Below are 25,367 nucleotides of genomic sequence, written 5' to 3' on the forward strand. Positions count from 1 at the left end.
GAGAAATAAAAACATAACCCGTTGTTTGTCATCAGGAAAGTTAAAGAGCGAAGAGAAAATGCCGCCGCGCTGGCAAAACCGATTCGTTTAGAGAATTTTAGGGACAAAACGCCATTAAATAAAAATTTATCACTAATTGTAGGTTTCAATGCAGAGAGATACGCTATACACGAAAAATAAAGCAAACTAAAGCACTAACCTAACCCGCTTTAGCCTCTCTGTTATATGACCTTCAAGGAGTCAGGACATGTTCTCTCGGCAGTCTCGCCTGCGCCACGCGGTAGCGGATACCTTTGCCATGGTGGTCTACTGTTCGGTGGTGAACATGCTGATTGAAATATTCCTCTCCGGAATGAGCTTCGAGCAGTCGCTTTCCTCCCGACTGGTGGCGGTCCCGGTGAATATCCTTATTGCATGGCCCTACGGTTTCTACCGTGATGCGGTAATGCGCGTTGCCCGTCGCTACTCGCCTTCCGGCTGGATGAAAAATCTGGCGGACGTGGTGGCCTATGTTACCTTCCAGTCGCCGGTCTATGTCGCGATTCTGCTCACGGTAGGCGCCGACTGGCACCAGATCGCCGCGGCGGTAAGTTCGAATATCGTGGTGTCGATGCTGATGGGGGCGGTGTACGGCTATTTCCTCGATTACTGCCGACGCCTGTTCAAAGTCAGCCAGTATCATCAGGTCAAAGCGTAAGGCACAGCGACTGGCGAAAGCCAGTCGCGTCGTTATTGCGAGTCGCCAAACAGGCCTTTCAGAAAACGTTCCAGCGCCATGCGGGAGCTGAAGCCGTGGGGAATACCATAATGCTCCTGGTTGTTGCCCCCTAAATAGAGCGGGAACTGCTGATAATGGTCGCTGGTTTTCATCTCTGACGCAGGATCCGCAAAGGTAAGACTTTTCTCTTTCAGCGTCGGGTGAATGATCAGCGCCGTGCGCCCCATACGGGCTTCCCGGTTCACATAAACATAATTATCGCCACGACGGTACCCGTATGCTTTTTGGGTTACCACATCCACGGTAAATCCCGCTTTTTCAAGTTCGCGCGCAACCTCATCGGGTCGTAAATACATATTCTTTCCTCGTTATCATTTCCTGCGGGGCAACCTTACCGTATTCAGCAATAGCAGCGCTTTCAGAAAAATCCATAAACGGCCTGATAAGCCGTGACCGGCTTCAGATATTAAAAAGGTGGTCTAAACTGTTAATTACCGCAAATTCAAGGGAGAAGCATATGTTTAACCGTTCGAACCGAAACGATGTTGATGACGATGTTCAGGATATCCATAACGATGTCAGGAAATTAGCGGATTCGCTGGAAAGCGTTTTGAAATCCTGGGGATCGGATGCGAAGGGCGAAGCGGATGACGCCAGACGTAAAGCTAAGTCCCTGCTGCGCGAAACCCGTGCGCGTCTGCAGGGTCGTTCCACCGGCAAGCAGGCCGCCTGCGATGCTATCGGCTGCGCGAACACCTTTATCCGTGAACGTCCGATGTGTGCGGTAGGTACCGTCGCCGCGGTGGGGATCTTTATCGGCGCGCTGCTCGCCCTGCGCAAATAATCCCCGATCCGGCTCAATCCTTCTCAGCCCCCATGCCCTGCGGTATGGGGGTTTTTCTTTTTTTAGCCCGTGCGTTCCCTCTCCCGCTGAACCTGACAACGACAGTCAATCTGGCAAATTTTCCCATATCTTGTATGGTTGAAACTTAAGACAACTACATCTAGTATTCCTTTAAGCAAGACAGACTCTGGGTGACGCACTCACTGGCGTCGGACTCCTATTCTAAATGGAAATACGAATCATGCGCATTATTATTTACACTCGAAACGACTGTGTGCAGTGCCATGCCACCAAACGCGCCATGGAGAGCCGGGGCGTGACCTTTGAAATGGTGAATGTTGACCTGGTTCCTGACGCGGCAGAGACGCTCAAAGCTCAGGGGTTCCGTCAGCTGCCGGTGGTGATCGCCGGGGAGACCAGCTGGTCCGGCTTCCGCCCGGATCTGATTAACCGTCTTCCGCAGCCAGCCCAGGCCGCCCGGGCATGAGCCTGCTCGTCTACTTCTCCAGCAGCTCGGAGAACACGCACCGTTTTATCGAGCGTGTCGGGCTGCCCGCCGTACGCATTCCGCTCAACGAGCGGGAGCGGATCCAGGTAGACGAGCCTTTTATTCTGGTGGTGCCCAGCTACGGCGGAGGTGGAACGGCCGGGGCGGTGCCGCGGCAGGCGATCCGCTTTCTCAACGATCCGCATAACCGGCGGCTTATCCGTGGGGTAATTGCCGCCGGCAACCGTAATTTCGGTGAGGCGTTTGGCCGCGCCGGGGACGTCATCTCACAAAAATGCGGCGTGCCGTACCTCTATCGCTTCGAGCTGATGGGGACCCAGCAGGACGTCGACAATGTGCGTAAAGGAGTGAACGAATTTTGGCAACGACAACCGCAGAGCGCGTAATGCAGAGATCGACCGATTTCCATGCGCTGAACGCCATGCTGAACCTGTACGATCGGGACGGGAAGATCCAGTTCAGCAAAGATCATGAGGCGGTGGACGCCTTTTTTAACGCCCACGTCTACCCCAACAGCATGGCCTTTGCCAGCCCGCAGGCGCGTCTCGACTACCTGGTCAGCGAGCGCTATTACGACCCCCGGGTATTGTCGCGCTACGACAGCGACGTTGTGCTGAGCCTGTTCGCCCACGCTCACGCCAGCGGTTTTCGTTTCCAGACCTTCCTCGGCGCCTGGAAGTTTTACACCAGCTACACGCTGAAAACTTTCGACGGCAAGCGGTACCTCGAGCACTTTGAGGATCGGGTGGTGATGGTGGCCCTGACCCTCGCCCAGGGGGATGAGGCCCTCGCCCGCCAGCTCACCGACGAGATGCTCGCCGGACGCTTTCAGCCCGCGACGCCCACCTTCCTCAACTGCGGCAAAGCCCAGCGCGGGGAGCTGGTCTCCTGCTTCCTGCTGCGCATTGAAGACAATATGGAGTCGATTGGCCGGGCGGTGAACTCGGCGTTGCAGCTCTCCAAACGCGGCGGCGGCGTGGCGTTTTTACTCTCCAACCTGCGGGAAGCGGGGGCGCCGATCAAGCGCATTGAGAACCAGTCCTCGGGGGTGATCCCGGTGATGAAAATGCTGGAAGATGCCTTCTCCTACGCCAACCAGCTCGGCGCACGCCAGGGAGCCGGGGCGGTCTATCTTCACGCTCATCACCCGGATATCCTGCGTTTCCTCGATACCAAACGCGAAAACGCCGACGAAAAGATCCGCATCAAAACCCTGTCGCTGGGGGTGGTGATCCCGGATATCACCTTCCGTCTGGCGAAGGAGAACGCCGACATGGCGCTGTTCTCCCCCTACGACGTGGAGCGTCTCTACGGCAAGCCGTTTGGTGATGTGGCGGTGAGCGAGCTGTATGACGACCTGGTGGCGGACGCGCGGGTCCGGAAGACCTGGCTCAACGCCCGCGACTTCTTCCAGCGGCTGGCGGAGATCCAGTTTGAGTCCGGCTACCCGTACATCATGTATGAAGATACGGTGAACCGCGCCAACCCCATTGCCGGGCGCATCAACATGAGCAACCTGTGCTCTGAGATTTTGCAGGTCAACAGCCCCTCGACCTACGATGAGGATCTGGACTACACCCGCGTCGGGCACGATATCTCCTGCAACCTGGGCTCGCTGAACATTGCCCACACCATGGATTCGCCGGACTTTGGCCGCACCGTCGAGACCGCGGTGCGCGGCCTGTCGGCGGTGTCGGACATGAGCCACATCCGCAGCGTGCCGTCGGTGGAGGCCGGGAATGCCGCCTCCCACGCCATCGGCCTCGGGCAGATGAACCTGCACGGCTATCTGGCGCGGGAGGGGATCGCCTACGGCAGCCCGGAGGGGCTGGACTTCACCAACCTCTATTTCTACACCATCACCTGGCACGCCCTGCATACCTCGATGATGCTGGCCCGCGAAAAGGGGCAGCGTTTCGCGGGCTTTGAACAATCGCGTTACGCCAGCGGGGCCTATTTTAGTCAGTATCTGGAAAACGACTGGCAGCCGAAAACGGAGAAGGTGCGCGCCCTGTTCGCCCGGGCGGGCGTGACCCTGCCGACGCGGGAGATGTGGCAGCAGCTGCGGGACGACGTGATGCAGTACGGCATCTACAACCAGAATCTGCAGGCGGTGCCACCCACCGGGTCGATCTCGTACATCAACCATGCGACATCCAGCATTCACCCTATCGTGTCGAAAATCGAGATCCGCAAGGAGGGCAAAACCGGGCGCGTTTACTACCCTGCCCCGTTTATGACCAACGAGAATCTGGCTCTGTATCAGGACGCCTACGAGATCGGCCCGGAAAAGATTATCGATACCTATGCCGAGGCGACGAAGCACGTCGATCAGGGGCTGTCGCTGACGCTGTTCTTCCCGGATACCGCTACCACGCGCGACATCAATAAAGCGCAGATTTATGCGTGGAAGAAAGGGATCAAAACCCTGTACTACATTCGCCTGCGCCAGCTCGCGCTGGAAGGCACCGAAACAGAAGGCTGCGTGTCCTGCGCGCTGTAAGGAGAGAGGATGAAACTGTCACGGGTACAGGCCGTTAACTGGAACAAGATTGAAGACGATAAGGATCTGGAGGTGTGGAACCGCCTGACCAGCAACTTCTGGCTGCCGGAAAAGGTGCCCCTGTCGAATGACGTCCAGGCCTGGGCCACCCTGAGCCACGCCGAGCAGCAGCTCACCATTCGCGTCTTTACCGGCCTGACCCTGCTCGACACGGTGCAGAACACGGTGGGCGCGCCGGGGCTGATCGCCGATGCGCTGACCCCGCACGAAGAGGCGGTGATGTCGAACATCAGCTTTATGGAGGCGGTGCATGCCCGCTCCTACAGCTCGATTTTCTCGACGCTCTGTCAGACCAAAGACGTGGATGCCGCCTACCGCTGGAGCGAAGAGAGCGACGCGTTGCAACGTAAAGCCCAGCGAGTACTGGAACACTATCGCGCCGACGAGCCGCTGAAGAAGAAGATCGCCAGCGTGTTCCTGGAGTCATTCCTCTTCTACTCCGGCTTCTGGCTGCCGATGTACTGGTCGAGCCGGGGCAAGCTGACCAACACCGCGGACCTGATTCGGCTGATCATCCGCGATGAGGCGGTACACGGGTACTACATCGGCTATAAGTACCAGAAAGGGCTGGAGAAAGTCAGCGAGGCGGAGCGGGAGGCGTTAAAAGGCTTTGCGCTGGATCTGCTGATGGATCTGTATGACAACGAGCTGGCCTATACCGAGGAGCTGTACGCCGGAACCGGATGGGAGGAGGATGTGAAGGCCTTCCTCTGCTACAACGCCAACAAGGCGCTGATGAACCTCGGCTACGAGGCGCTGTTCCCGCCGGAGATGGCGGAGGTGAATCCGGCGATCCTCGCCGCGCTGTCACCGAATGCCGACGAAAATCACGACTTCTTCTCGGGATCGGGCTCGTCATACGTGATGGGGAAAGCGGTGGAGACCGAGGACGAGGACTGGAATTTCTGATGGTTTCACCCCGGGAAGGGGTGAAACGTTGGCGCATCCGCTCAGTCGTGAATTTTGACGCCCAGGCAACCGCGAACAAAGTCGGGGTTAAAATGCTTCACGGACTCCCCGACGTAACCCAGGTCGAGGGCGTCGATCCGGGCCATTTCGCTCTCCGTCAGGGAGAAATCCCAGATGGCAAAATTCTCTTCAATGCGCTCCTGATGGGTCGATTTTGGAATCACCGTCACGCCACGCTGGACGTTCCAGCGCAGGACCACCTGAGCAATGGTTTTGTTATGGGCGTCGGCAATGCCCTGCAGCATCTCATTGTCATACGGCTTGTGTCGCCCGCCGCCCAACGGGGCCCAGGCTTCAGGCTGCACGTTGTAATAGCGCATGGTGTCCAGGGCGGCAGGCTGGGCAAAGTACGGATGCAGTTCGACCTGATTGACCATCGGCCTGATTCGGACAGTTTCACAGAAGTTGGCTAATACATGGGCATAAAAATTGGACACGCCGATGGCTTTCAGTTTACCGGCTTCATAGGCCGCTTCCATCGCCCGCCACGCGCTGAAGTAGTCCCGCATGGCCTGATGCAGTAAGTAGAGATCAAAATACTCCAGTCCCGATTTTTCTAACGACGCCTCGATACCGGCTTTAGCGGTCTCGTAGCTGGCCATGTCCTGTACCCACAGTTTTGAGGTGATGAACAATTCCTCGCGGGTGCACAGACCTTCGGCAATGGCTTCACGAACGGCGTTACCCACGGCATCTTCATTGCCATAGACCGCAGCGGTATCGATCAGACGGTAGCCTGCACGGATCGCGCTCAATACGGACTGTTTACACTCGTCTTTGTCGGTGACCTGAAAAACACCAAAACCGGCCATCGGCATTTTCAGGCTGTTGCTTAATTCTGCATATTCCACGCTTGCACTCCTCTGCCCTGTCAAACGTCCATTCTAAAATGAAAAGACGACAGTGATTAGGCGATGGAACCTGATATGAATTATGCAAATAATTCATGAATCACTTCCGTTTGACGTTGCGCTACACTGGCTTTTCATTTTTTCGGCAGTAAGGGGCAGAACGTGGCGCGGGAAAACCTGAATGATTTGATGACGTTTATCGTTGTCGCACGGGAAAAGAGTTTTACCAAAGCGGCGGCCCAGTTAGGCATTTCACAATCCGCCCTCAGTCACAGCATGCGAACCCTGGAATCCCGTCTGGGGATGAAACTCCTGACGCGTACCACCCGCAGCATAGCGTTAACCGATATCGGCCAATCCATGCTGGACGATCTGGGTCCGTACATCGATGGCATCCAGGGACGGTTACAGTCGCTGAAGGATCTCAACAGCAAAGCCGCCGGCACCGTGCGAATATCCACCTCGGATTATGCCATCAGCTCGGTCATCTGGCCGAAACTTGAACCGCTGCTCCGGGACTACCCGGATATTAATCTCGAGTTGATTGATGACTATGCCCTGACGGATATCGTTTCTGGCCGGTTCGATGCCGGAACCCGTCTGGGAGAGCAAATTTCCAACGGCATGATTTCAGTGCGCATTGGCCCGGATGTGCGCTTTGCCGTCGTCGGCTCGCCGGACTATTTTTCCCGCAACCCTTACCCGCAGCATCCTCACGACCTCATCGATCACAACTGCATCAATCTGCGCTTTCCCACCCACGGTAACCTGTACGTCTGGGAGTTCGAGAAAGAGGAAAAATGCCTGAATGTTAAAGTCAGCGGTCAGCTGGTATTCAGCCGTATTTACCAGAATCTCCAGGCGGCTGTGGAAGGGTATGGACTGGCGCATGTTCCGCGGGATATCGCCGAAAAGCACATCGCCCGCGGGGAACTGATTAGCGTGCTCGAAGACTGGTGTCCCTACTGGGAGGGGTATTACATCTACTACCCGGAAAATCGCAATCTGTCGAAAGCGTTCCAGCTGGTGGTGGACGCGCTACGCCACTATAAGCATCCCTGACGAATGAAACGGTGGATACGGTATTAGGGAGATTATTCCAGCTATTGTTAACAGAATAAAACGACGTGTTAATAGCCATTATCAGAATAGAAAAATGAGACAATTTCATTAATCCCATCGGTCGGTGGTTTGCCGTCGGAAAATGAAGGCTGGCGGGGTTATATTTTTGGAAATATCGCTTTGCACGCTTTCAATTTATAAGGACTATATCTTTATTCGAAAGCGAATAGCGGAAACCAGGATAATCATTTTCATAAAAAACAAATTTGCGTTAAGATTAATCTGCATATGATATGCATGTTATCGAACCAGAAGGGATGCCGCACATTGCTTCAGGGTAACTCTAATCTGTAACGAACATTTTATGAAAATTATTGAATCTATAAAGTCTCACTATAATTTATACAAAAGCAGCAAAATTCTTCACACAGTGATCACATTTATTACGGTATTGCTTTTTCTGCCTGTGTTGCGAGAATTTTCTCCGCGCGTGGCGATAGATCATACTGTTATTTACGTGGCGTATCTGCCCATCAGTCTTTTTATCGCGCTGGTAGGTATTTATGGTGCCAGCGTGTTGCCTGCGCTAACGCTGGCAACATATTGGTCCCTGCACCGGGAATTGCTCCTCAACGCCACCCAGACCTGGGCGGTAACGCTCAGCCTAATGATCCCCCTGGCGGTTGCCCAGTTTATATTACATAAAAGACTGGGGCGCTATGCCAGAATAGATATCACCAACAGTACGGGGATTTTTTCCCGGCTGTGGTGTTATGGTTTTATTTATCCTATTCTCGCCCAGGCGGCAATGTATATTGTTGGCGCGCTAACCCTCATCCCGGACGATTTTCAATACTACTTTTCCGCCAGCGAAATTCGTCTGTTGATCCTCAACCTGCAAAGCCTGATGATGCCCGCCGTGGTCTTCAGCTCCGGTTTATACTATTTATTACGATTACTGACCTCATGGAATTATACCCGTAAGTTCTGCACAAAGAATATTCTGGATGCCAGCAACCGGAATGCATTAATCGTCTGGATGTTCGTTATTAGCGTGCTGATTTGTACCTATACGAGCGTCAGCCAGTACCCGGTTATCTCCAGCTATGCCATTCCGCTGGTCTTTCTGGCTTTTGTGTACGGCGTCATTAATTTTAGTGCGGCGATCATCTCGCTGACATGGCCGCTTGCCATCTTTATACTTATCACCGGGAATCCTCAGTTTATTAAAACTGTCGAAAAAGGTCAGCTCTTAACCTCTTTCTCCGCCTTTTTTATCGTGTTCACTATCGCCAATGCCTATCTCGCCACGATGAAGCGAAACCTGAAGCAGGCGAACGTAAAAATAACCAGCGCCGCCCTCAGGGAGCCGCTGACCATGCTGCCGAACATGATGCTGTTGAATAAAGATCTGCAGCAGCTTACCCATCCGGCTATGCTCTGTTACGTAAAAATATTTTCTGCCGATAATCTTGATAAGCATCTTGGCTTTACCTTCCGGGTTAACGCCAAGGTCGCCGTTTATTATCTACTGAAAAAATTCCTGCCAAAAAACTGCAGCGTCTATTCCGTTCCGTATGGCGATTTGCTGGTTGTTCTGCCGGAGAAAGAGGGCCGCAGCGTCATGCAGGGGCTGCTGAAGAAACTGAATCAGGCAAAATCCTCTACCAGGGTGAGCGACGTGGACGTCGCGTTCGGCCTCTCCTGGATGACCTTTAACGCGCAGGTTGATTTAAGCAAGTCTATCTCTGAGCTTGATTATCTTGCGACAACCAAAGGCCAGGATCACATTAGTGCGCTGGATAAAAACCTTCATTTCATTGAGCAACATATGACGCTGGATATCGCGTTTTTGCAAAAACTGAAGCACGCCTTGCTTCATAATGACCTCGTGCTGTATGCACAAAAAATAGAACATACTCTTTGCGACACCCAGTATTATGAGATCCTCTGCAGGATGAAACTCGACGGAAAGATCGTGACACCGGATAAATTTATTCCGACGATTACGGAGTTTGGTCTGTGCGGACTGCTCGACTTCAAGGTGCTGGAGGCCTTTATCGATTTTTATCATCAAAATGTGCTTACGTGCCAACACATCCGTTTTTCACTGAATATCACGCCGGAAACTCTGGCGGATGAAAATACGGCGGAAAGAATTATCACCATGTTTGAGAATAAGAATAAAAAACCAGACAACATTGTCTTTGAAGTGACGGAAGAACAGTTGTTCTTAAATGAAAGAAATGTCATTAACAACATTAACAGCTTGCGTCATTATGGCTTTGAAATTGCTATTGATGATTTTGGTACCGGGTATGCTAACTATGAAAGGCTGAAAAATCTTGATGCCGACATCGTCAAAATCGACGGGATGTTTATCAGAGAGATTATCAGTAACAGAGTGGATCAGCTGATTGTGAAGTCGATCATTGATATTGCCCGGGCCAGGGGGATGTCTGTCGTGGCTGAGTATGTGGAGACGCAGGAACACAAGGTGTTGTTATCGCAGCTTGGCGTTGATTATCTCCAGGGATATCACATCGCGAAACCGCTGCCGCTGGCGTGCATTATGAAAGAAAAAGCAGCATCCAGTGAAGATTATCCGGGGTAAATGGTTATGTATCTCTTTTCCAGAAAGAAAATCGCCAGCAAAGTCTATTCGATCTCCGCAGCAGCCTGCGTAATATTTTTAGCGATCATGATGGCGTTTATTTTCCTCCATCAAAAGAATGAAGCCATCAAGCTGACCAATGAGGTGCGGGCTAAACTGCTGAACATATTTGATGAAAATGAAAATATAGCCGATGCGATTACGACCAAATATACCACCTCCCTGCAAAATGGCGGGTGTAAAATCCCGGCGCTGGTACAGGATAATGACCAGTGGCACTGGCAGAAATCCAGTGCCGCCGGGGATCATGGCAGCCTGTTTATGAATACCCAGCCCACTTTAAATGAGCGATGCCTGCTCTCGTCGGCGATTTTTGTGCGGGACAATATTGCGAAAAGCGATCTTTCCACTAAAGAGGGGTTTCGCTATATCATTTCCACACGGCAAAAAATGTTCTATTTTTTTAGTCGCATCGATACAGACAATTTTGCCATTGAAGATTCAATCATGTTCAATAATCTTCAATTCTATATTCCCACCATGCCGGATTACTATAAGCGCAAACTGACCCATAAACTGACGCAAAAGGGCACAGTCGCGACCCCCATTTATCACGACATGATCACTAAATCCAACGCCTACAGCGTGGTGAGTTTTATCTATGACCTGAACAGTAGCAATGTGCCGGTCGCCTACCTGCTCTACGATCACAATCTTGAAGAGCTTCACGGCCTGGCGGATACCCTGTTCCGCCATAATAAATGGGTGAGGATCACGCTGCGTGAGACGGGTAGCCTGAACGAGTTGTGCATTTTTGGCTGCGATATCGATCATCATTTCCAGACTAACGTTGAATCAGGGCTGTCATCGCAGTTTAAGGTGATAACCCATATCGACATGTTCGGGTCTGTTTATCACAGCGTGATGTTTAAGCTGCTTATCCCGGTCACCTTGCTGCTGTTTATGCTGATGGTAAAACTGACATCACGCTATCTGACGCGTGTTGCAAGACACACATTAATCGACCACTTAACCGGTCTGTACAGCAGGAAAATCGAATCTGAACTCAAGCCCGCCACCCTTGAAAGACGTTTTTTTGCGCTGGTTGACTGTAATAAATTCAAAATCGTTAATGACAGGTACGGTCATGCCGTTGGCGACAAAGTGCTACAGATGGTCGCCGACGTGATTAAACAGACGATCCGTAAAGAAGATATCGCCATTCGTTATGGCGGGGATGAGTTTCTGATCATTATCAAAACCGAACAGAAAAGCGATGCGCTGCTGGTGATGGAACGAATCGCTGAAGAGATTGCCCGGCGGTCGATTGGGGTGAATGACGACGTGATAACCAGCACCATTTCATATGGGGTGAGCAGGTTTAACCGGGACCTCAAAACCAGCATCTTATTGGCTGATAAGGAGATGTACAAAATGAAAAAGCGGCAGGCACAATAGTCAGCAAATGAAGAAAATAAAAAACCCGCTCAGGGCGGGTTTATTTTATTATCAGCGGAGATTAACTGCTCAGGCTATTACCTTCATCGCTATCGTAATAACTACTGATAATTAACGCAGATTACAGGACTGTGACGTTTCCGGCAGCAGGACCTTTCGCGCCATTTTCAATGGTGAAAGAGACTTTCTGGCCTTCTTCCAGCGTTTTGAAGCTGTCGCTCTGGATAGCAGAGAAGTGTACGAAGACATCTTTGCTGCCGTCATCAGGGGTGATAAAGCCGAAACCTTTATCTGCGTTAAACCATTTTACTAAACCAGTCATTTTATTAGACATAGATAATTCCTTAATGATGAGCCACTTAACCGCGGCGATGATGGCCTGTATTGCGAGAGTTACTTACCTGGCACTTAGGAGGAGACTCATGAAGAAGGGTATCTTTGGATAACACTTGAACTGAGGACTGCTTTACTAAAACTGCTTTCGTAAGGTCTGTTTTCCAAACCGATGGCGCTATTAAGACACAGATAAATTAACTGCGCAATGTTTATATTATTTATTTTACCCATGTAAACACCCGGATGGCTGAATGGCTGCCCTCCCCTGCCAGTTATATTTTTCAGCTTTTCCGACCGAAGGAATATATTCCCGATTAAAGAATGAGATGCCTCTGGTTTTTAATTTAATGTGCCAATTAAAAAAGCAGCCCTGAGGGCTGCTGTATATGATAACGCTTGCCTTTATGCCGGGTGGCGCTGCGCTTACCCTTTTGCCAGTTCCTTCAGGTGCTTTTTCAGCTTGTGATATTCATCAATCACATACTGTTCCGCCCTCTGCTGGTCAGCAATCGGCTCCACGCGCACGGCGCAGTACTTATACTCCGGCGTTTTGGTAATCGGGCTCAGGTTCTCGGTCACCAGCTCGTTACAGGCACCAATCCACCACTGGTAGGTCATGTACACCGCACCAACATTCGGGCGATCGCTCACCTGGGCGCGGGTGATGACTTTGCCTTTGCGCGACGTGACCCAGACCAGGGCTTCGTCTTCAATACCGAGGCGCTTCGCGTCGGCGGTGTTGATCTGCGCATAGCCCGGTTCATCCGCCAGCGCGGCCAGCGCCGCACAGTTACCGGTCATCGAGCGGCAGGAGTAGTGGCCGACTTCGCGCACCGTCGACAGCACCAGCGGGTACTCGTCGGTGAGCTTGTCGATCGGCGCAACCCAGTCGCAGGTGTAGAGTTGCCCCAGCCCGTTCGGGGTGGAGAATTCTTTCTCGAACAGGTAATCCGTCCCCTGATCGGCCTCTGACTCGTCCCGGCACGGCCACTGGATATAGCCCAGCTCGCCCATCTTCTCGTAGGTGGCACCGAAGAAATCCGGGCACAGATGACGCAGTTCATCCCAGATCTGCTGGGTGTTGTCATAGTGCATCGGATAGCCCATCCGGGTGGCGATCTCGCTGATGATCTGCCAGTCGGTTTTCAGGTCCCACTTCGGCTCGACCGCTTTGAAGAAGCGCTGGAAACCACGGTCGGCGGCGGTGTAGACCCCTTCGTGCTCACCCCAGGAGGTGGACGGCAGGATCACATCGGCGGCGGCCGCGGTCTTGGTCATAAAGATATCCTGCACAATGACCAGTTCCAGCTCTTCAAACGCTTTACGCACCGCAGACAGCTCGGCATCCGTCTGGAGCGGATCTTCCCCCATGATGTAGGCAGCACGCACTTCGCCGTGCGCAACCCGGTGCGGCAGCTCGCTGATGCGATACCCGGTATGGGCAGGCAGAGCGTCCACACCCCAGGCTTTGGCGAACTTCGCCCGGTTCTCCGGGTTGTTGATGTACTGATAGCCCGGATAGGTATCCGGCAGCGCACCCATGTCGCACGCGCCCTGGACGTTGTTCTGACCGCGCACCGGGTTAACTCCCGCGTACGGCTTGCCGAGGTTGCCGGTGAGCAGCGCCAGGCTGGTCAGGGAACGCACGGTTTCCACGCCCTGGTAGAACTGGGTCACGCCCATGCCCCAGAGAATGGCCGCGTTTTCCGCTGCGGCGTACATCCGTGCCGCCTGACGGATCTCCTGGGCGCTAACCCCGGTGATCGCTTCCACGGACTCCGGCGTATAGCCTTCGACAATTTTGCGATACTCCTCGAAGCCTTCGGTACGGGCCGCCACAAAGGCGCGGTCGTACAGCTGCTCTTCGATAATCACGTGCCCCATCGCATTCAGCAGCGCGATGTTGGAGCCGTTTTTCAGGGCGATGTGCATATCGGCAATGCGCGCGGTTTCGATTTTGCGCGGATCGCAGACGATAATCTTCGCCCCTTTGCGTTTGGCTTTGATCACCCGGTTCGCCACGATAGGGTGCGAATCCGCCGGGTTATAGCCGAAAATAAAGACCATATCGGCATTCTCAATGCCAACAATGGAGTTACTCATTGCGCCGTTACCGACCGACTGGTGCAGACCTGCAACCGATGGGCCGTGTCAGACGCGCGCGCAGCAGTCGACGTTATTGGTGCCGACTGCCGCGCGGGCAAATTTTTGCATTACATAGTTGGTTTCATTCCCGGTGCCGCGGGATGACCCGGTGGTCATGATCGCATCCGGGCCGTGTGCCGCTTTAATCGCGTTGAGCTTAGTGGCAACGTAATCCAGCGCCTCGTCCCAGGAGACGGCCTCCAGCTTGCCGCCGCGCTCGCGACGGATCATCGGTGATTTCAGGCGCGGGGTCAGGATCTGCGTATCGTTGATAAAATCCCAGCCGTAATAGCCTTTCAGGCAGAGATCGCCCTGATTGGTCTTACCCTGTGCCGCTTCAGCCTTGACGACTTTGCCGTTATCGACCACCAGGTTGATTTTGCAACCCGATGCGCAATAGGGGCAAACCGTGACGACTTTCTTCATCGGTAGTTACTCCGTTAGTAATATGTCCTCAGCGGTATGCATGAAGTGTGCCAGCCTGCATTTTGAAGTTAAGTGGCTGAAATAGTGCAAAAATGCGGGAGAGGTTTTGCGAAGAGAAAGCCGTTCGTCATAAATGTCATGACGAACGGGCAGCGATGACGTTAGCGGACGACCAGCGCGTCGTAGCCTTTGAAGCGGTAGTTAATCAGCGAGGCGATCCAGCAGAGGATAAACAGCCCGACCACAACAAACCCGGCGTTACCGAGGTTGTCATTCAGCGCGGCCACGCCGTTCCACAGTCCGCCCGTCAGGCCAAACTTATCCGCCAGCAGACCCAGCGCTTCCAGCCCGCCGATAAACAAGGCTACCACCACTGAGGTGCCGGTGATGGTCATGTTGTAATAGAGCTTGCGCTGCGGCTTGTTGAAGGCCCAGCCGTAAGCACCCACCATAATCAGGTTGTCGAGGGTGTCGATCAGCGCCATGCCGCTGGTAAACAGCAGCGGGAAGACCATGATCGCCCATACCGACATGCCGCTGGAGGCCCCGGCCGCCGAGATCCCCAGCACCCCGATCTCGGTGGCGGTATCAAAGCCGAGACCAAACAGAAAGCCCACCAGATACATATGCCAGCTGCGGGTCACCAGGCGAAACGCCGAGCGGAACAGCCAGTTCATCACCCCGCCCCGGGCAAATGACACTTCTTCCGGCACCTTCTCGCCGCGCTTCATTTTGTTAAAGCTGCCCCAGACGTCACGCAGGATCACCAGGTTGACCAGCGCCATCGCCAGCAGGAAAAAGGCCGACACCGCCGTGCCGATCATGCCCCCGGTCTCATGGAACCACTCCATGTTGCGGCTGAAGGCGGTGGCGGTCGCAGCGATGGCAATCGAGGCCAGCACCACGATGGTGGAGTGGCCCAGCGAGAACCAGGCCCCTATCCCGCACGGGCGCTTGCCCTGCTGCATCATCTTGCGGGTGACGTTATCAATGGCGGCGATGTGGTCGGCATCCACCGCGTGACGCAGGCCGTAGCACCAGGCCAGCAGGCTGGCCGCCATCAGCGACGGGGTGGTGTGAAACAGGTAAAACGCGGTCCCCCAGGCGACAATATTGGTGACGATCAAGGCCAGCATCAGCGCCATGGCTTTGGGTTGATTATTGAAGTATTTGATAAACATCGTGATATCCCAATTTAAGAAAGAGACGCGGCAGCGATCACTGCCTGTCCAAATGCAATCGCGCCGTCTCCGGCGGGCAGCCGCCCGGGAACCAGCACGGTAAAATCTCTCAGCCACAACTGCAGGCGTTCCCGCAGGAGTCGGTTATGCATGACACCACCGCTGCAGACGATGGTGTCGAGGTTACAGCGGCGGGCATGCTCTGCCGCCAGTGTCGCCAGCCCGTTAGCCAGCGCGTCGTGAAATGCCCAGGCGCGTTCCCCGGCAGCGGCCTGCCAGCCCAGCCACTGCTGCCAGAAGGTGGCCATATCCAGCTCGCCGTCGATGATCGGCAGCGTGACCGGGTGGCTGATCGGCCCGCTGCGCTGCGCCAGCGCTTCCAGCCGACAGGCGGCCTCCCCTTCGTAGCTGAGTTGCGCCGGGGCGCAGCCGGTAGCCGCGGCCACGGCGTCAAACAGCCGTCCGGCGGACGAGGCCAGCGGGGAATTGACCCCACGGGCGATCGCCTGGGCCAGCGGCGGCCAGGGTTTATCGGCCAGGTGACTTGTCTCCGGCAACGTCTGCCACCCGGGGACAAAGGCCTGGAACTGGGCGAGCAGGTTGCGCCACGGCTGACGTGCCGCGAGGTCACCGCCGGGAAGTGCCACCGCAGGCAGGCCACCGAGCCGGTCACAGCTGCGGTAGTTGACCCGCAAACACTCCCCGCCCCATAACGCGCCGTTTTCCCCCTGGCCGATACCGTCAAGCACCAGGGCGATAACATCTCCGCCATCGCGCGGCCAGCCGTGCTCCGCCAGACAGGCCGCGGCGTGGGCGTGATGATGCAGCACCTGATGGTGCGGATACGGCATCTGCTCTCCCAGCCGAGTGGAGCGATAGCCGGGATGGGCGTCGGTCACCACGCCCTCGGGGCTAAACTGCCAGAGATCCTGCAGGGCAGTCAGGGCCTGCTGCCACTGGCCCAGGGCGTCGTCATCGTCCAGATCGCCCAGATGCTGGCTCAGGATCGCCTCCCCGCCGCGCACCAGACAGAAGGTGTTTTTCAGATCCGCGCCGAGACACAACAGCGACGGCACATTATTAAAACCGGGCGGCAGCGGCAGCGCGTCCGGGACAAAGCCCCGGGAGCGGCGCAGCATGTCGCCGCTGGCGCGCAGCACCGAGTCGTCCATGCGCTGGACGATGTCGCGGTTATGCACCAGCCAGCCGTCGGCGATCCCGTCCAGATCCTGCCTGGCCCGGTCGTTGGTCAGCGCAGGCGGACAGCCGTTCAGGTTGCCGGAGGTCATCACCAGGGGGCAGTCCAGATCCTGCATCAGCAGGTGCTGGAGCGGATTGGCCGCCAGCATCACCCCCACCTCGTTCAGCCCGGGGGCGATAGCTTCGCAGCAGGCGATATCGCGTTTATCCACCAGCACAATCGGTGCTGCGGTTGAACGCAGCAGGGCCTGAGCTTCTGCCGGAAGCGCAACAGCTAACCGCTGCGGGATCATCACCGCCAGCGGTTTCGTCGGACGCCGCTTGCGCTCGCGCAGCCGGTTCACCGCCTGCTCATTGCGGGCATCGCAGGCCAGATGGAAGCCGCCGAGACCTTTCACCGCCACAATCCCGCCCTGCTTCAGGGCGGCCACTGCGGCCTGCAAGGCGCTCTCCTTCTCTTTATGCTCCTCGCCGCACACCCAGCTCAGCTGCGGCCCGCAGTCCGGGCAGGCCACCGGCTGGGCGTGGAAGCGCCGGTCAGCCGGATCGCGATACTCCGCCGCGCAGGCCGGACAGAGCGCAAACTCCGCCATGGTGGTGGCCGGGCGGTCGTAAGGCATCGCCCGGATAATGGTGAAGCGCGGCCCGCAGTGGGTGCAGTTGATAAAGGGATAACGGTAGCGACGCTCGCGCGGATCGTTCATCTCGGCCAGGCACGCCGGGCAGGTAGCAGCATCCGGCACCACCTGGGTGGTCATCTGCCCCTGCCGGCTGGGCAGAATGGTGAAATCCAGCGGGAGCGGCGCCCAGTGCCACGGCTGTTCGCTGATGTCGTCAATCCGCGCCAGCGGCGGGCCTCCGGCGGCCAGCCGGGTGATGAAGTCCTGCGACTCGCCGGTGAGGCGTACCACCACCCCTGCCCCGTCGTTGCAGACGTCGCCCTTCAGCCCCAGTTGCCGGGCCAGTTGCCAGACCCAGGGACGAAACCCCACGCCCTGGACTTTGCCGCGAATGCGCAGCAGCGTGCCGTTTGTACACATGCGTTAACTCTCTACCGCCTCTCGCAGGCGTTGTTTCATCGCGCTGTAGGTGGTCTGGGCATAATTTTCCGCCCAGTGTTGATCGGCAATAGGGTCGATCTTCACCGCGCAGTATTTGGTTTCCGGGGTTTTCGAGACCGGATCGAGGTTGTCCTGGGTCAGCTCGTTGCAGGCCCCGATCCACCACTGATAGGTCATGTACACCGCCCCCTGATTGATGCGTTCGCTCACCTCCGCGCGGCTGATCACCTTCCCGCGACGGGAGCTGACCCACACCAGCTGGCGATCGCGGATGCCGAGTTTCTGTGCATCCTGCGGATGCATCTGCACAAAGCCCGGCTCATCCGCCAGAGTCTGCAATGCGGCGCAGTTGCCGGTCATCGAGCGGCAGGAGTAGTGCCCCACCTCGCGCACGGTGCAGAGCACCAGCGGATAGTCGGCGTCCGGCATCTCCGCCGGTTTGCGCCACGGGGCGGCAAACAGCTGGCCTTTGCCGCTCGGGGTGTCGAAGCGGTTGCCCTCGTAGAGCCACGGCGTGCCCGGGTGGTCGAGGCTCGGGCACGGCCACTGGATATGCCCCATGTCGCCCATTTTTTCGTACGTCACGCCGTAGAACAGCGGGCAGAGCTCGCGCATTTCGTCCCAGATCTGCTGGTTATCGCGGTACGCCATCGGGTAGCCCATCGCGGTGGCGATCAGGCTGATGATCTCCCAGTCGCGCTTGACGTTGCCCTTCGGCTCAACGGCTTTTTCAAAGCGCTGGAAGCCGCGGTCGGCGCAGGTGAAGACCCCGCCGTGTTCGCCCCAGGAAGTGGCGGGCAGCAGCACGTCCGCCGCCTCGGCGGTTTTGGTCATAAAGATGTCCTGCACCACCACGAAGTCCAGCGCGTCAAACCCTTTGCGCACCAACCCTAAGTCGGCTTCGGTCTGAAGCGGATCTTCCCCCATGATGTAATAGGCTTTGACCTTGCCCGCCAGCGCGAGGTGCGGCACTTCGGTGATCCGCACCCCGACCTGGTCATCCATCAACGCGGGATCGACGCCCCACGCCCGGGCGAATTTCTCCCGCACCTGCGGGTCGGTGACATCCTGATAGCCAGGGAACTGGTTGGGGATCACCCCCATGTCGCATGCCCCCTGGACGTTATTCTGTCCACGCACCGGGCCGACGCCGCAGTGTTCGCGCCCGAGGTTGCCGGTGAGCAGCGCCAGAGTGGAGAGCCCTTTCACCACGTCCACCGCCTGCCCGAACTGGGTCACGCCCATCCCCCACATCACGGTGGCGGACGGCGCGGCAGCGTATATACGCATCGCCTCGCGGATCTGCCGGGCGCTGACCCCGGTGATCCCCTCGACGTTTTCCGGGGCGTAATTGCTGACCGTTGCGCGCAGCGCGTCCAGCCCTTCGGTATAGCGGGCCACGTAGTCGGCGTTGTAGAGGCTCTCGTCCAGCAGGGTGTAAATGAAGGCGTTCACCAGCGCCATGTTGCAGCCGTTGTTGATCTGCAGATGCCGGTCGGCAATGCGCGCGGTTTCAATTTTGCGCGGATCGCAGACGATCACCCGGGCACCGTTCTGTTTGGCTTTGATCACCCGGCGGGCGACGATCGGGTGCGAGTCGGCGCAGTTGTAGCCGAAGATCAGCAGGCATTTTGAGTTTTCGATATCGCTGATGGAGTTGCTCATCGCCCCGTTGCCCAGCGTCTCCTGCAGTCCGGCCACGCTCGGGCCGTGGCAGACGCGGGCGCAGCAGTCAACGTTGTTGGTGTTGAGCACCCCGCGGGCAAACTTCTGCATCACGTAGTTGGTTTCATTCCCGGTGCCGCGGGACGATCCGGTGGTCATGATGGCGCGCGGCCCGTGACTGGCTTTGATGTCACTCAGGCGGCGGGCGGTGTAGCGAATCGCCTCGTCCCAGGAGACCGGCACAAACTTGCCGCCTTTCTGATAGCGGATCATCGGCTGGGTGAGGCGCGGCGTCAGCAGCCGGGTATCGTTGAGAAAATCCCAGCCGTAATAGCCCTTCAGGCACAGCTGATTCTGGTTGGTGACGCCCTGCGCGCCCTCCGCACGAACAATTTTATTGTTATCGACGACGAGTTTTAACTTACAGCCCGCACCACAGTACGGGCAGACGCTGGTGATTTTTTTCATCAGTAACAGACCTGCTAAAAGTGAAAAGTAATGCTGACGCTTACAGCGCCAGCGAAGACATGTTGTCGAGCGCCGCACGGCGACGTTTTTCCAGACTCAGCTGCTCCAGCTTCTGCCTGTCGATGCAGACAATGGCATTGGTCGGGCAGGCCTGAATGCACGCCGGGCCGTCCGGCTGGTGGTAGCAGAGGTCGCACTTGTTGGCCTCGGCCTTCTCCGACATCACGTTCAGCCCGGCACCGATGCTGCGCACAACCGGACGCAGCACCACTTCCATCGCGCCGTATGGGCAGGCGACGACGCAGGTTTTGCACCCAATGCAGCGCTCCTGGTGGACGTGAACAAAGTCGTTATCGCGGGTGATCGCCCCGTTCGGGCAGACGCTGGCGCAAGGGGCGTCTTCACACTGGCGGCACATGGTGGCCGTAGAGACGTTGACGCCTTTAATGACGTGAATGCGCGGCAGGAAGTTCTGCGGGGTCAGCGAGGCGCAGTCCTGGGTGTCGTGGTGCGACACCACGCAGGCCACTTCACAGGTACGACAGCCGATGCATTTGCTGGCATCGGCAATGATGAAACGGTTCATCCTTACTCTCCGGGAATGATGGTTAGCTTGCCGGAGGTATGCATAAATTGGGCCAGATATTAAGTTGATGAAATTAAAGGTTTTTATTTGGGGGTGTAGCTGTCATCGTCATAAGTGACGATGACAGGATTGACGGATTTGCTTTAGTCCTTGTAGGCCGGGCAAGCGAAGCGCCCCCGGCATGGCCTTTCTGGAAAGCTCCTCGCAAACTTCAAAGTAACCTTATGTAATTCAGGGTTAAGGCTTTTATTCCCGTAATCAGGCTCGTAAAGTGACTGCGTTGCGGCACATCCGCAATCGGGTGTAGGAACCCGTTAGCATGTATCGACATTCACTATGTCGTGGCAGCGTTTATCCCGTTACAATCACGGTGGCGCTGGCGGAGCAGCCGAGAGGCTGGCCGTTTTCTATGTGCGCGGTATTCCTACCTCCGTCAGCGCTGCCTCCCTCGAGCGTAGGAACTCATAGGGTGGCTAATTTAAATAGCATGTAGAGGATGTCATGATGACTACTATCCTAACCCTGACTTACCCGCAATCTGACGAACAGGTTATTCCCGCTTCCCTGACTACGCCGCTTTCTGCTGCTGCGGATCTCTTTGAGGTCGCCGATCGCTGCGCCGCACTGGTGAGCGTATTGATCGAAACTGACGACAGAGCATCCCGCACTGCGCTCTGTGAAGGTCTGCTGTACGCACTGCGTCAGCTGCGTGAACGCTGTGATGCCGAACTCCCGCCGCACCTTATCGCCCAGTTGATCCAGGGGGAAACACTCACCTCCTGTATGCCGGACTGCTGGCAGGAAACCGCTCCTCAGGTGGATTATGCGCTGGCTTTGGCGCAGGCAATTCTGGGTGGAACCTTGCCCGCAAGTGTTGAGAAAGAACTGTCGGGGCTGCTGCACGATCTGGTCTGGCTGGTTAATGAGTTTGTGAAGGAGCCGTATATTACGGTGCATTGAGTGCGGCTGGAAGTTGGTGAAGGCTGACTTATTTCAGGTTTGATAAGGGGCTGTGGTGGGCCCCTGAATACATTAAGGATAGGGTGGCGTTGGGGACTGGAGTTCGATTTTTTAAAAGCAAACAACTTCGACTGTAATATATGAGAAACAATGAACTTGGTATAAACGAGAATCGTACATTTACATATTTGTTCCAGAGGCCAAATTTAGTACACCACAACATTATCGATTGATGCCTATCCTTTAAATCTGGTCGGCCTATACATTAACAATCGATTTTTAAAGTCAAGGTTAGGACAGCTCTTCCCGCTTAACCAATGGAACGCTGTAATCAGGTCGAATACTCTTTGAACCCGGCATGGCTCGCATCTCTTGCGGAAAATGCCAGATATTAAAATCCTTGTTCGGGAATGTATCGTAATGGAATAAATCCCAGCCAAGCAAAGCAGCCATACGTTCAAAAGCTAGCTCCTTAGCCACTGATAGTTCCAACCGAGGATTAAGGTACTTCAAGTATCCAGAGTTCACAGCTCCGGTCAGAATGTCGACAACTTGTAATCCAAGATGATGCTTAGAGTCGTGCATCGTCACAGACTTAACCAGCTTCTTCATCCCTGCCTTGGCCAGCATGTTGTTAGCAACAATACCTGTCACTTCATCGTTCTTTTTGTATTTATCAATCTTCTGGTCAATGATTACGTCTACGTCACTCTTAATCTGTTTAGCAACGTTCTTAACGAGCATTGTATACGTCTGGTAAAAAGCCAACTCCCTGTCCGTCTGCCAGTTGTTGTAAATGTTCTTAACTACAACAATCGAGTGGAAGCAACACGAGTTCTTGAGCACCATAGCCAGCAGTTCAATGCAGATGTTTGCCTGCCCTGCACTGTTCTTAATCTTGGACCACTTCAACTCACCGACAATCCCGTGCTTATCTTTTAATTTCTGGACGCGCTCATTGAAGATGTGCAACGTGTCTTTACGCACACACAGCAAACCAATGCCATAACAGCGGTCACTCCCTGTCGTACCACTCTCATCACCAAAAGCCACGTATTCCATATAAAAACCCACATAAAATTGAATGGCTATTTTATGCTCAACCCAAGCGACAGACAATGTTTGTAGGTCTGCTCAAGAGCTTTAGGTATCTAGTGTATCCATACGCTCGCAAAATCTACTCACGGCACTTGACGGGTAGGACAAAGGTCTTCTATGAGCGAAAAGCGGACATTTGATTAATGTCAGCAATTACATTTTCTAACTCCACCTAACCCTTGTGAAGTCTGTAAAAAAGCAAGGTGAAAAGCTCCGCTGGCGGTAAATCGTACTCGTTCCAAGCCTCCGCTGCCGGAGTTTTACCGAATGGCGTAGTAGGCAAACCGGCGCGTTCTTGCCCGGTGATGACCGCCAGCCCCCTATATCTGGTATGTCTCCTGACTGAGAGAGGCACAATATGTAGCGTTCAGCGTTGCAGCAGGGCGATTCGATAGAATTGGCGTTTTACCGAAAGGAAAGAAAAAACATCAGGGGCGGTCAGGCCGTGAAATGTTAACAACGTCCCTCCGTACAAGAAGCGGATGCTGCTGAAATCACAAAATGTCAGTCGGGCAGGAACAGAGAAATTGCAAGCCGCCCAATTTTTGATATATTGAAGATGGTTTATGGGCAGATTTTGGGTCGCGTTTCGCGATCAGTGAAAAAAATGTCCGGTAGGATTGCCCTTTCAGGAACTCATTGTCCTGGCGCTTCTTAGATTCTTGTCAAGTTTGCGTAAGAGTGCCCATAAACCTTTTTAAATGGTGACGTATAGTGAATAGACTTTTATTATTAAAATCGGCAAAGACAAAGCCGGATTTAGCAAGAATTTTAGGCGTAAAACCTTCTACATTAACGCATTGCTTATATATCGTTAAGCCTGAAAATCAATACCTACAATTCGAGATCCCCAAGAGAAACGGGGGTAAAAGAATTATCAGCGCTCCCTCAGGAATGCTAAAAAACCTGCAATCCTCCCTTTCAGATTTATTACTTGACTGCCTGGATGAAATTATCTTTCTGAAGTTCCCCGATTCAGAGATAACGAGGCAAAACGCAAAAAACTCTCTTTTTTTAAAAGTGAAGTGCTCTGGCTCAGAAACAAAACAGCCCTCGCTTTCGCATGGATTTGAAAGAAAACGTTCAATTATTACCAATGCAATGATGCACTTAGGGAAAAAGCACGTCTTCAATATTGATTTAGAAAACTTCTTCGGTAGTTTTAATTTCGGAAGGGTGAGAGGTTTTTTCATTAAAAACGGAAACTTTTTGCTTGAACCAGAAATAGCCACGGTGATTGCAAAAATAGCATGTTATAATAATGAACTGCCTCAGGGCAGTCCGTGCTCGCCCGTCATTTCTAATTTAATCACTCATGCTTTAGATATTAAATTAGCGGCGGTCGCCGCAAAACATTCATGTACGTATACGAGATATGCAGACGATATAACTTTTTCAACCAGGAAGAAAAGTTTACCCTCTTCTGTAGCGAAATCAGATAATCATACTTTTGTTGCAGGGAAGGTCATCAGAAGAGAGATTGGCCGTTCAGGATTTTCGATTAATGAATCTAAAACGAGGGATCAATACAAAGACTCCCGGCAGGAAGTTACGGGGTTAGTTGTAAATAAAAAGCCAAATACTAAAAAAGAATACTGGCGGCTTGTGCGCGCTCAGTGCAATCATCTGTTTAACACGGGCGAGTTTAAAGAGACGATAAATGGCGCTGAGGTGACTGGCAACATTCACAGGCTCGAAGGGAAACTGACTTTCATTGACCAGGTTGATCATTATAACCGGCTTCGTCAGAACGAAAAGTTAAATCCTAAGTATCATTTAAAAAAAGACGCCATCAGAAAAAGTAACCCATCAAGAAGGCGTTATTTACATACGTCCAGAGAGACAACATTTAGTAAGTTTCTTTTTTATCGCTGGTTCTATGGTAACACCAAACCTACGATTCTTACTGAAGGTCAGACTGATAATATTTATTTAAAGTCAGCAATATGGAAGCTCGCAGCCCAATTCCCTAAACTGGCAACTGGGAAAAGTGCCACAGAGCCTTATAAGACTTTGACTCAGTTTTTCAAATATAATGAGCGAACCCGATACTTATTAGAACTTTTTGGTGGTGGTGATTATCTGAGGGATTTTGTAGCCAATTACAAAGAATTGTTTAATGCTTACAAAGCACCTAAACCATCGTACCCAGTAATTATATTCGTGGATAATGACTCCGGACCTAATAACCTGATTAATGAAGTTAAAAGAGTTAAAAGCATTGATATTTTCCCGGCGGGTGTAGGTGTGGCCGACATCCGTCAGTCTGAGTTTGTTCATATTTTTTGCAATCTTTATCTGGTGCTCACTCCTCAGGGAGCGGGAAGCTCTGAGACTGATATTGAGTATTTCTTTAGTGATGCTGATCGGCTCAGGCAACATAAAGGAAAGCGTTTTAATACGATCGCCGACCGTGACAAAGTTAATGACCTAAGTAAAGAAGCATTTGCGACGCATATTGTTAAGGCGCAGAAAGGTATTATTGATTTTTCACGGTTTACTCATCTTTTAGAACGCATAGAAAAAGTGATAGATCACTATAATTCCATAAAGTAATCTCGCTTATAGCAGGTAGATATCAAACCCAGGTACTGGTAAGGTTTTGATTGCCGATAAACTGCGGGTTTTACCGAATGCGGTCGAACATGAAAGTA

20 protein-coding genes are annotated in these 25,367 nt (G+C 53.9%); 11 read left to right on the forward strand and 9 right to left on the reverse strand.

Features of this window, described 5'->3' with window-relative positions; all coding sequences use genetic code 11:
- Nucleotides 1–247 precede the first annotated feature (247 nt).
- Nucleotides 248–697, forward strand: coding sequence for an L-alanine exporter AlaE (gene alaE / locus G7090_RS18120; protein ID WP_166183605.1), 450 nt, complete (start codon nt 248–250; stop codon nt 695–697).
- 32 nt (nt 698–729) lie between these two features.
- Here the strand turns inward: alaE and G7090_RS18125 are convergent, their stop codons facing one another.
- The gene (locus tag G7090_RS18125) at nt 730–1,074 is read right to left on the reverse strand and encodes a DUF2002 family protein (RefSeq protein ID WP_106994917.1); all 345 of its coding nucleotides are present in this window, start codon (nt 1,072–1,074) and stop codon (nt 730–732) included.
- Nucleotides 1,075–1,235: 161 nt separating this feature from the next.
- Here G7090_RS18125 and G7090_RS18130 point away from each other — a divergent pair, with 161 nt between their 5' ends.
- The 5 genes from G7090_RS18130 to nrdF all read left to right on the forward strand — a co-directional run bounded on the left by G7090_RS18130 (nt 1,236) and on the right by nrdF (nt 5,542).
- Nucleotides 1,236–1,562 carry a DUF883 family protein gene (locus tag G7090_RS18130; protein ID WP_032613488.1) on the forward strand — a complete coding sequence of 109 codons (327 nt, stop codon included), beginning with the start codon at nt 1,236–1,238 and terminating at the stop codon, nt 1,560–1,562.
- Nucleotides 1,563–1,788: 226 nt separating this feature from the next.
- Nucleotides 1,789–2,049 carry a glutaredoxin-like protein NrdH gene (gene nrdH, locus G7090_RS18135; RefSeq protein ID WP_166183607.1) on the forward strand — a complete coding sequence of 87 codons (261 nt, stop codon included), beginning with the start codon at nt 1,789–1,791 and terminating at the stop codon, nt 2,047–2,049.
- Entirely contained in the window at nt 2,046–2,456 is a 411-nt protein-coding gene (gene nrdI / locus G7090_RS18140; RefSeq protein ID WP_166183609.1) for a class Ib ribonucleoside-diphosphate reductase assembly flavoprotein NrdI, read from the forward strand. The genes nrdH and nrdI overlap by 4 nt, the downstream gene beginning before the upstream one ends.
- Nucleotides 2,429–4,573, forward strand: coding sequence for a class 1b ribonucleoside-diphosphate reductase subunit alpha (gene nrdE / locus G7090_RS18145; RefSeq protein WP_166183611.1), 2,145 nt, complete (start codon nt 2,429–2,431; stop codon nt 4,571–4,573). Before nrdI ends, nrdE begins: the two co-directional genes overlap by 28 nt.
- A 9-nt stretch (nt 4,574–4,582) precedes the next feature.
- Nucleotides 4,583–5,542: a class 1b ribonucleoside-diphosphate reductase subunit beta gene (gene nrdF / locus G7090_RS18150; RefSeq protein WP_106994912.1), complete on the forward strand. Its 960-nt coding sequence runs from the start codon at nt 4,583–4,585 to the stop codon at nt 5,540–5,542.
- A gap of 41 nt (nt 5,543–5,583) precedes the next feature.
- On the opposite strand, the gene G7090_RS18155 is transcribed toward nrdF, so the two are convergent.
- Nucleotides 5,584–6,453 carry an aldo/keto reductase gene (locus tag G7090_RS18155; protein WP_166183613.1) on the reverse strand — a complete coding sequence of 290 codons (870 nt, stop codon included), beginning with the start codon at nt 6,451–6,453 and terminating at the stop codon, nt 5,584–5,586.
- A 162-nt stretch (nt 6,454–6,615) separates the two neighbouring features.
- On the opposite strand from G7090_RS18155, the gene G7090_RS18160 reads away from it, so the two are divergent.
- The 3 genes from G7090_RS18160 (at nt 6,616) to G7090_RS18170 (ending at nt 11,587) form a co-directional block, all read left to right on the forward strand.
- The gene (locus G7090_RS18160; RefSeq protein WP_106994910.1) at nt 6,616–7,515 is read left to right on the forward strand and encodes a LysR family transcriptional regulator; all 900 of its coding nucleotides are present in this window, start codon (nt 6,616–6,618) and stop codon (nt 7,513–7,515) included.
- A 364-nt stretch (nt 7,516–7,879) separates the two neighbouring features.
- Nucleotides 7,880–10,129 (forward strand): EAL domain-containing protein, encoded by a 2,250-nt coding sequence (locus G7090_RS18165; RefSeq protein ID WP_166183615.1) that lies wholly within the window; start codon nt 7,880–7,882, stop codon nt 10,127–10,129.
- Entirely contained in the window at nt 10,130–11,587 is a 1,458-nt protein-coding gene (locus G7090_RS18170; protein ID WP_166183618.1) for a GGDEF domain-containing protein, read from the forward strand.
- A 121-nt stretch (nt 11,588–11,708) separates the two neighbouring features.
- Here the strand turns inward: G7090_RS18170 and cspA are convergent, their stop codons facing one another.
- From cspA to hydN, 6 genes are all read right to left on the reverse strand, one after another.
- Complete coding sequence (gene cspA / locus G7090_RS18175; protein ID WP_106994905.1) at nt 11,709–11,921, reverse strand: RNA chaperone/antiterminator CspA; 213 nt, start codon at nt 11,919–11,921, stop codon at nt 11,709–11,711.
- Nucleotides 11,922–12,346: 425 nt separating this feature from the next.
- On the reverse strand, nt 12,347–14,494 hold the full coding sequence (fdhF, locus tag G7090_RS18180) for a formate dehydrogenase subunit alpha (RefSeq protein WP_166183620.1): 2,148 nt from the start codon (nt 14,492–14,494) through the stop codon (nt 12,347–12,349).
- Nucleotides 14,495–14,655: 161 nt separating this feature from the next.
- The gene (locus G7090_RS18185) at nt 14,656–15,675 is read right to left on the reverse strand and encodes a HoxN/HupN/NixA family nickel/cobalt transporter (RefSeq protein ID WP_166183622.1); all 1,020 of its coding nucleotides are present in this window, start codon (nt 15,673–15,675) and stop codon (nt 14,656–14,658) included.
- A 14-nt stretch (nt 15,676–15,689) separates the two neighbouring features.
- Nucleotides 15,690–17,915: a carbamoyltransferase HypF gene (gene hypF / locus G7090_RS18190; RefSeq protein WP_166183624.1), complete on the reverse strand. Its 2,226-nt coding sequence runs from the start codon at nt 17,913–17,915 to the stop codon at nt 15,690–15,692.
- Nucleotides 17,916–17,918: 3 nt separating this feature from the next.
- Nucleotides 17,919–20,069 carry a formate dehydrogenase subunit alpha gene (gene fdhF / locus G7090_RS18195; protein WP_166183627.1) on the reverse strand — a complete coding sequence of 717 codons (2,151 nt, stop codon included), beginning with the start codon at nt 20,067–20,069 and terminating at the stop codon, nt 17,919–17,921.
- Nucleotides 20,070–20,109: 40 nt separating this feature from the next.
- Nucleotides 20,110–20,655 (reverse strand): electron transport protein HydN, encoded by a 546-nt coding sequence (hydN, locus tag G7090_RS18200; protein ID WP_106994900.1) that lies wholly within the window; start codon nt 20,653–20,655, stop codon nt 20,110–20,112.
- 504 nt (nt 20,656–21,159) lie between these two features.
- Between hydN and G7090_RS18205 the strand changes: the two genes are divergently transcribed.
- Nucleotides 21,160–21,615 (forward strand): hypothetical protein, encoded by a 456-nt coding sequence (locus G7090_RS18205; RefSeq protein ID WP_166185440.1) that lies wholly within the window; start codon nt 21,160–21,162, stop codon nt 21,613–21,615.
- 291 nt (nt 21,616–21,906) lie between these two features.
- On the opposite strand, the gene G7090_RS18210 is transcribed toward G7090_RS18205, so the two are convergent.
- Nucleotides 21,907–22,677 carry a DUF3800 domain-containing protein gene (locus G7090_RS18210; protein WP_166183629.1) on the reverse strand — a complete coding sequence of 257 codons (771 nt, stop codon included), beginning with the start codon at nt 22,675–22,677 and terminating at the stop codon, nt 21,907–21,909.
- A 750-nt stretch (nt 22,678–23,427) separates the two neighbouring features.
- On the opposite strand from G7090_RS18210, the gene G7090_RS18215 reads away from it, so the two are divergent.
- The gene (locus G7090_RS18215) at nt 23,428–25,269 is read left to right on the forward strand and encodes a retron Ec67 family RNA-directed DNA polymerase/endonuclease (RefSeq protein WP_166183630.1); all 1,842 of its coding nucleotides are present in this window, start codon (nt 23,428–23,430) and stop codon (nt 25,267–25,269) included.
- Nucleotides 25,270–25,367 lie beyond the last annotated feature (98 nt).

The sequence above is a fragment of the Leclercia sp. 29361 genome (assembly GCF_011290365.1).
Taxonomy (GTDB): Bacteria; Pseudomonadota; Gammaproteobacteria; order Enterobacterales; family Enterobacteriaceae; genus Enterobacter; species Enterobacter tamurae.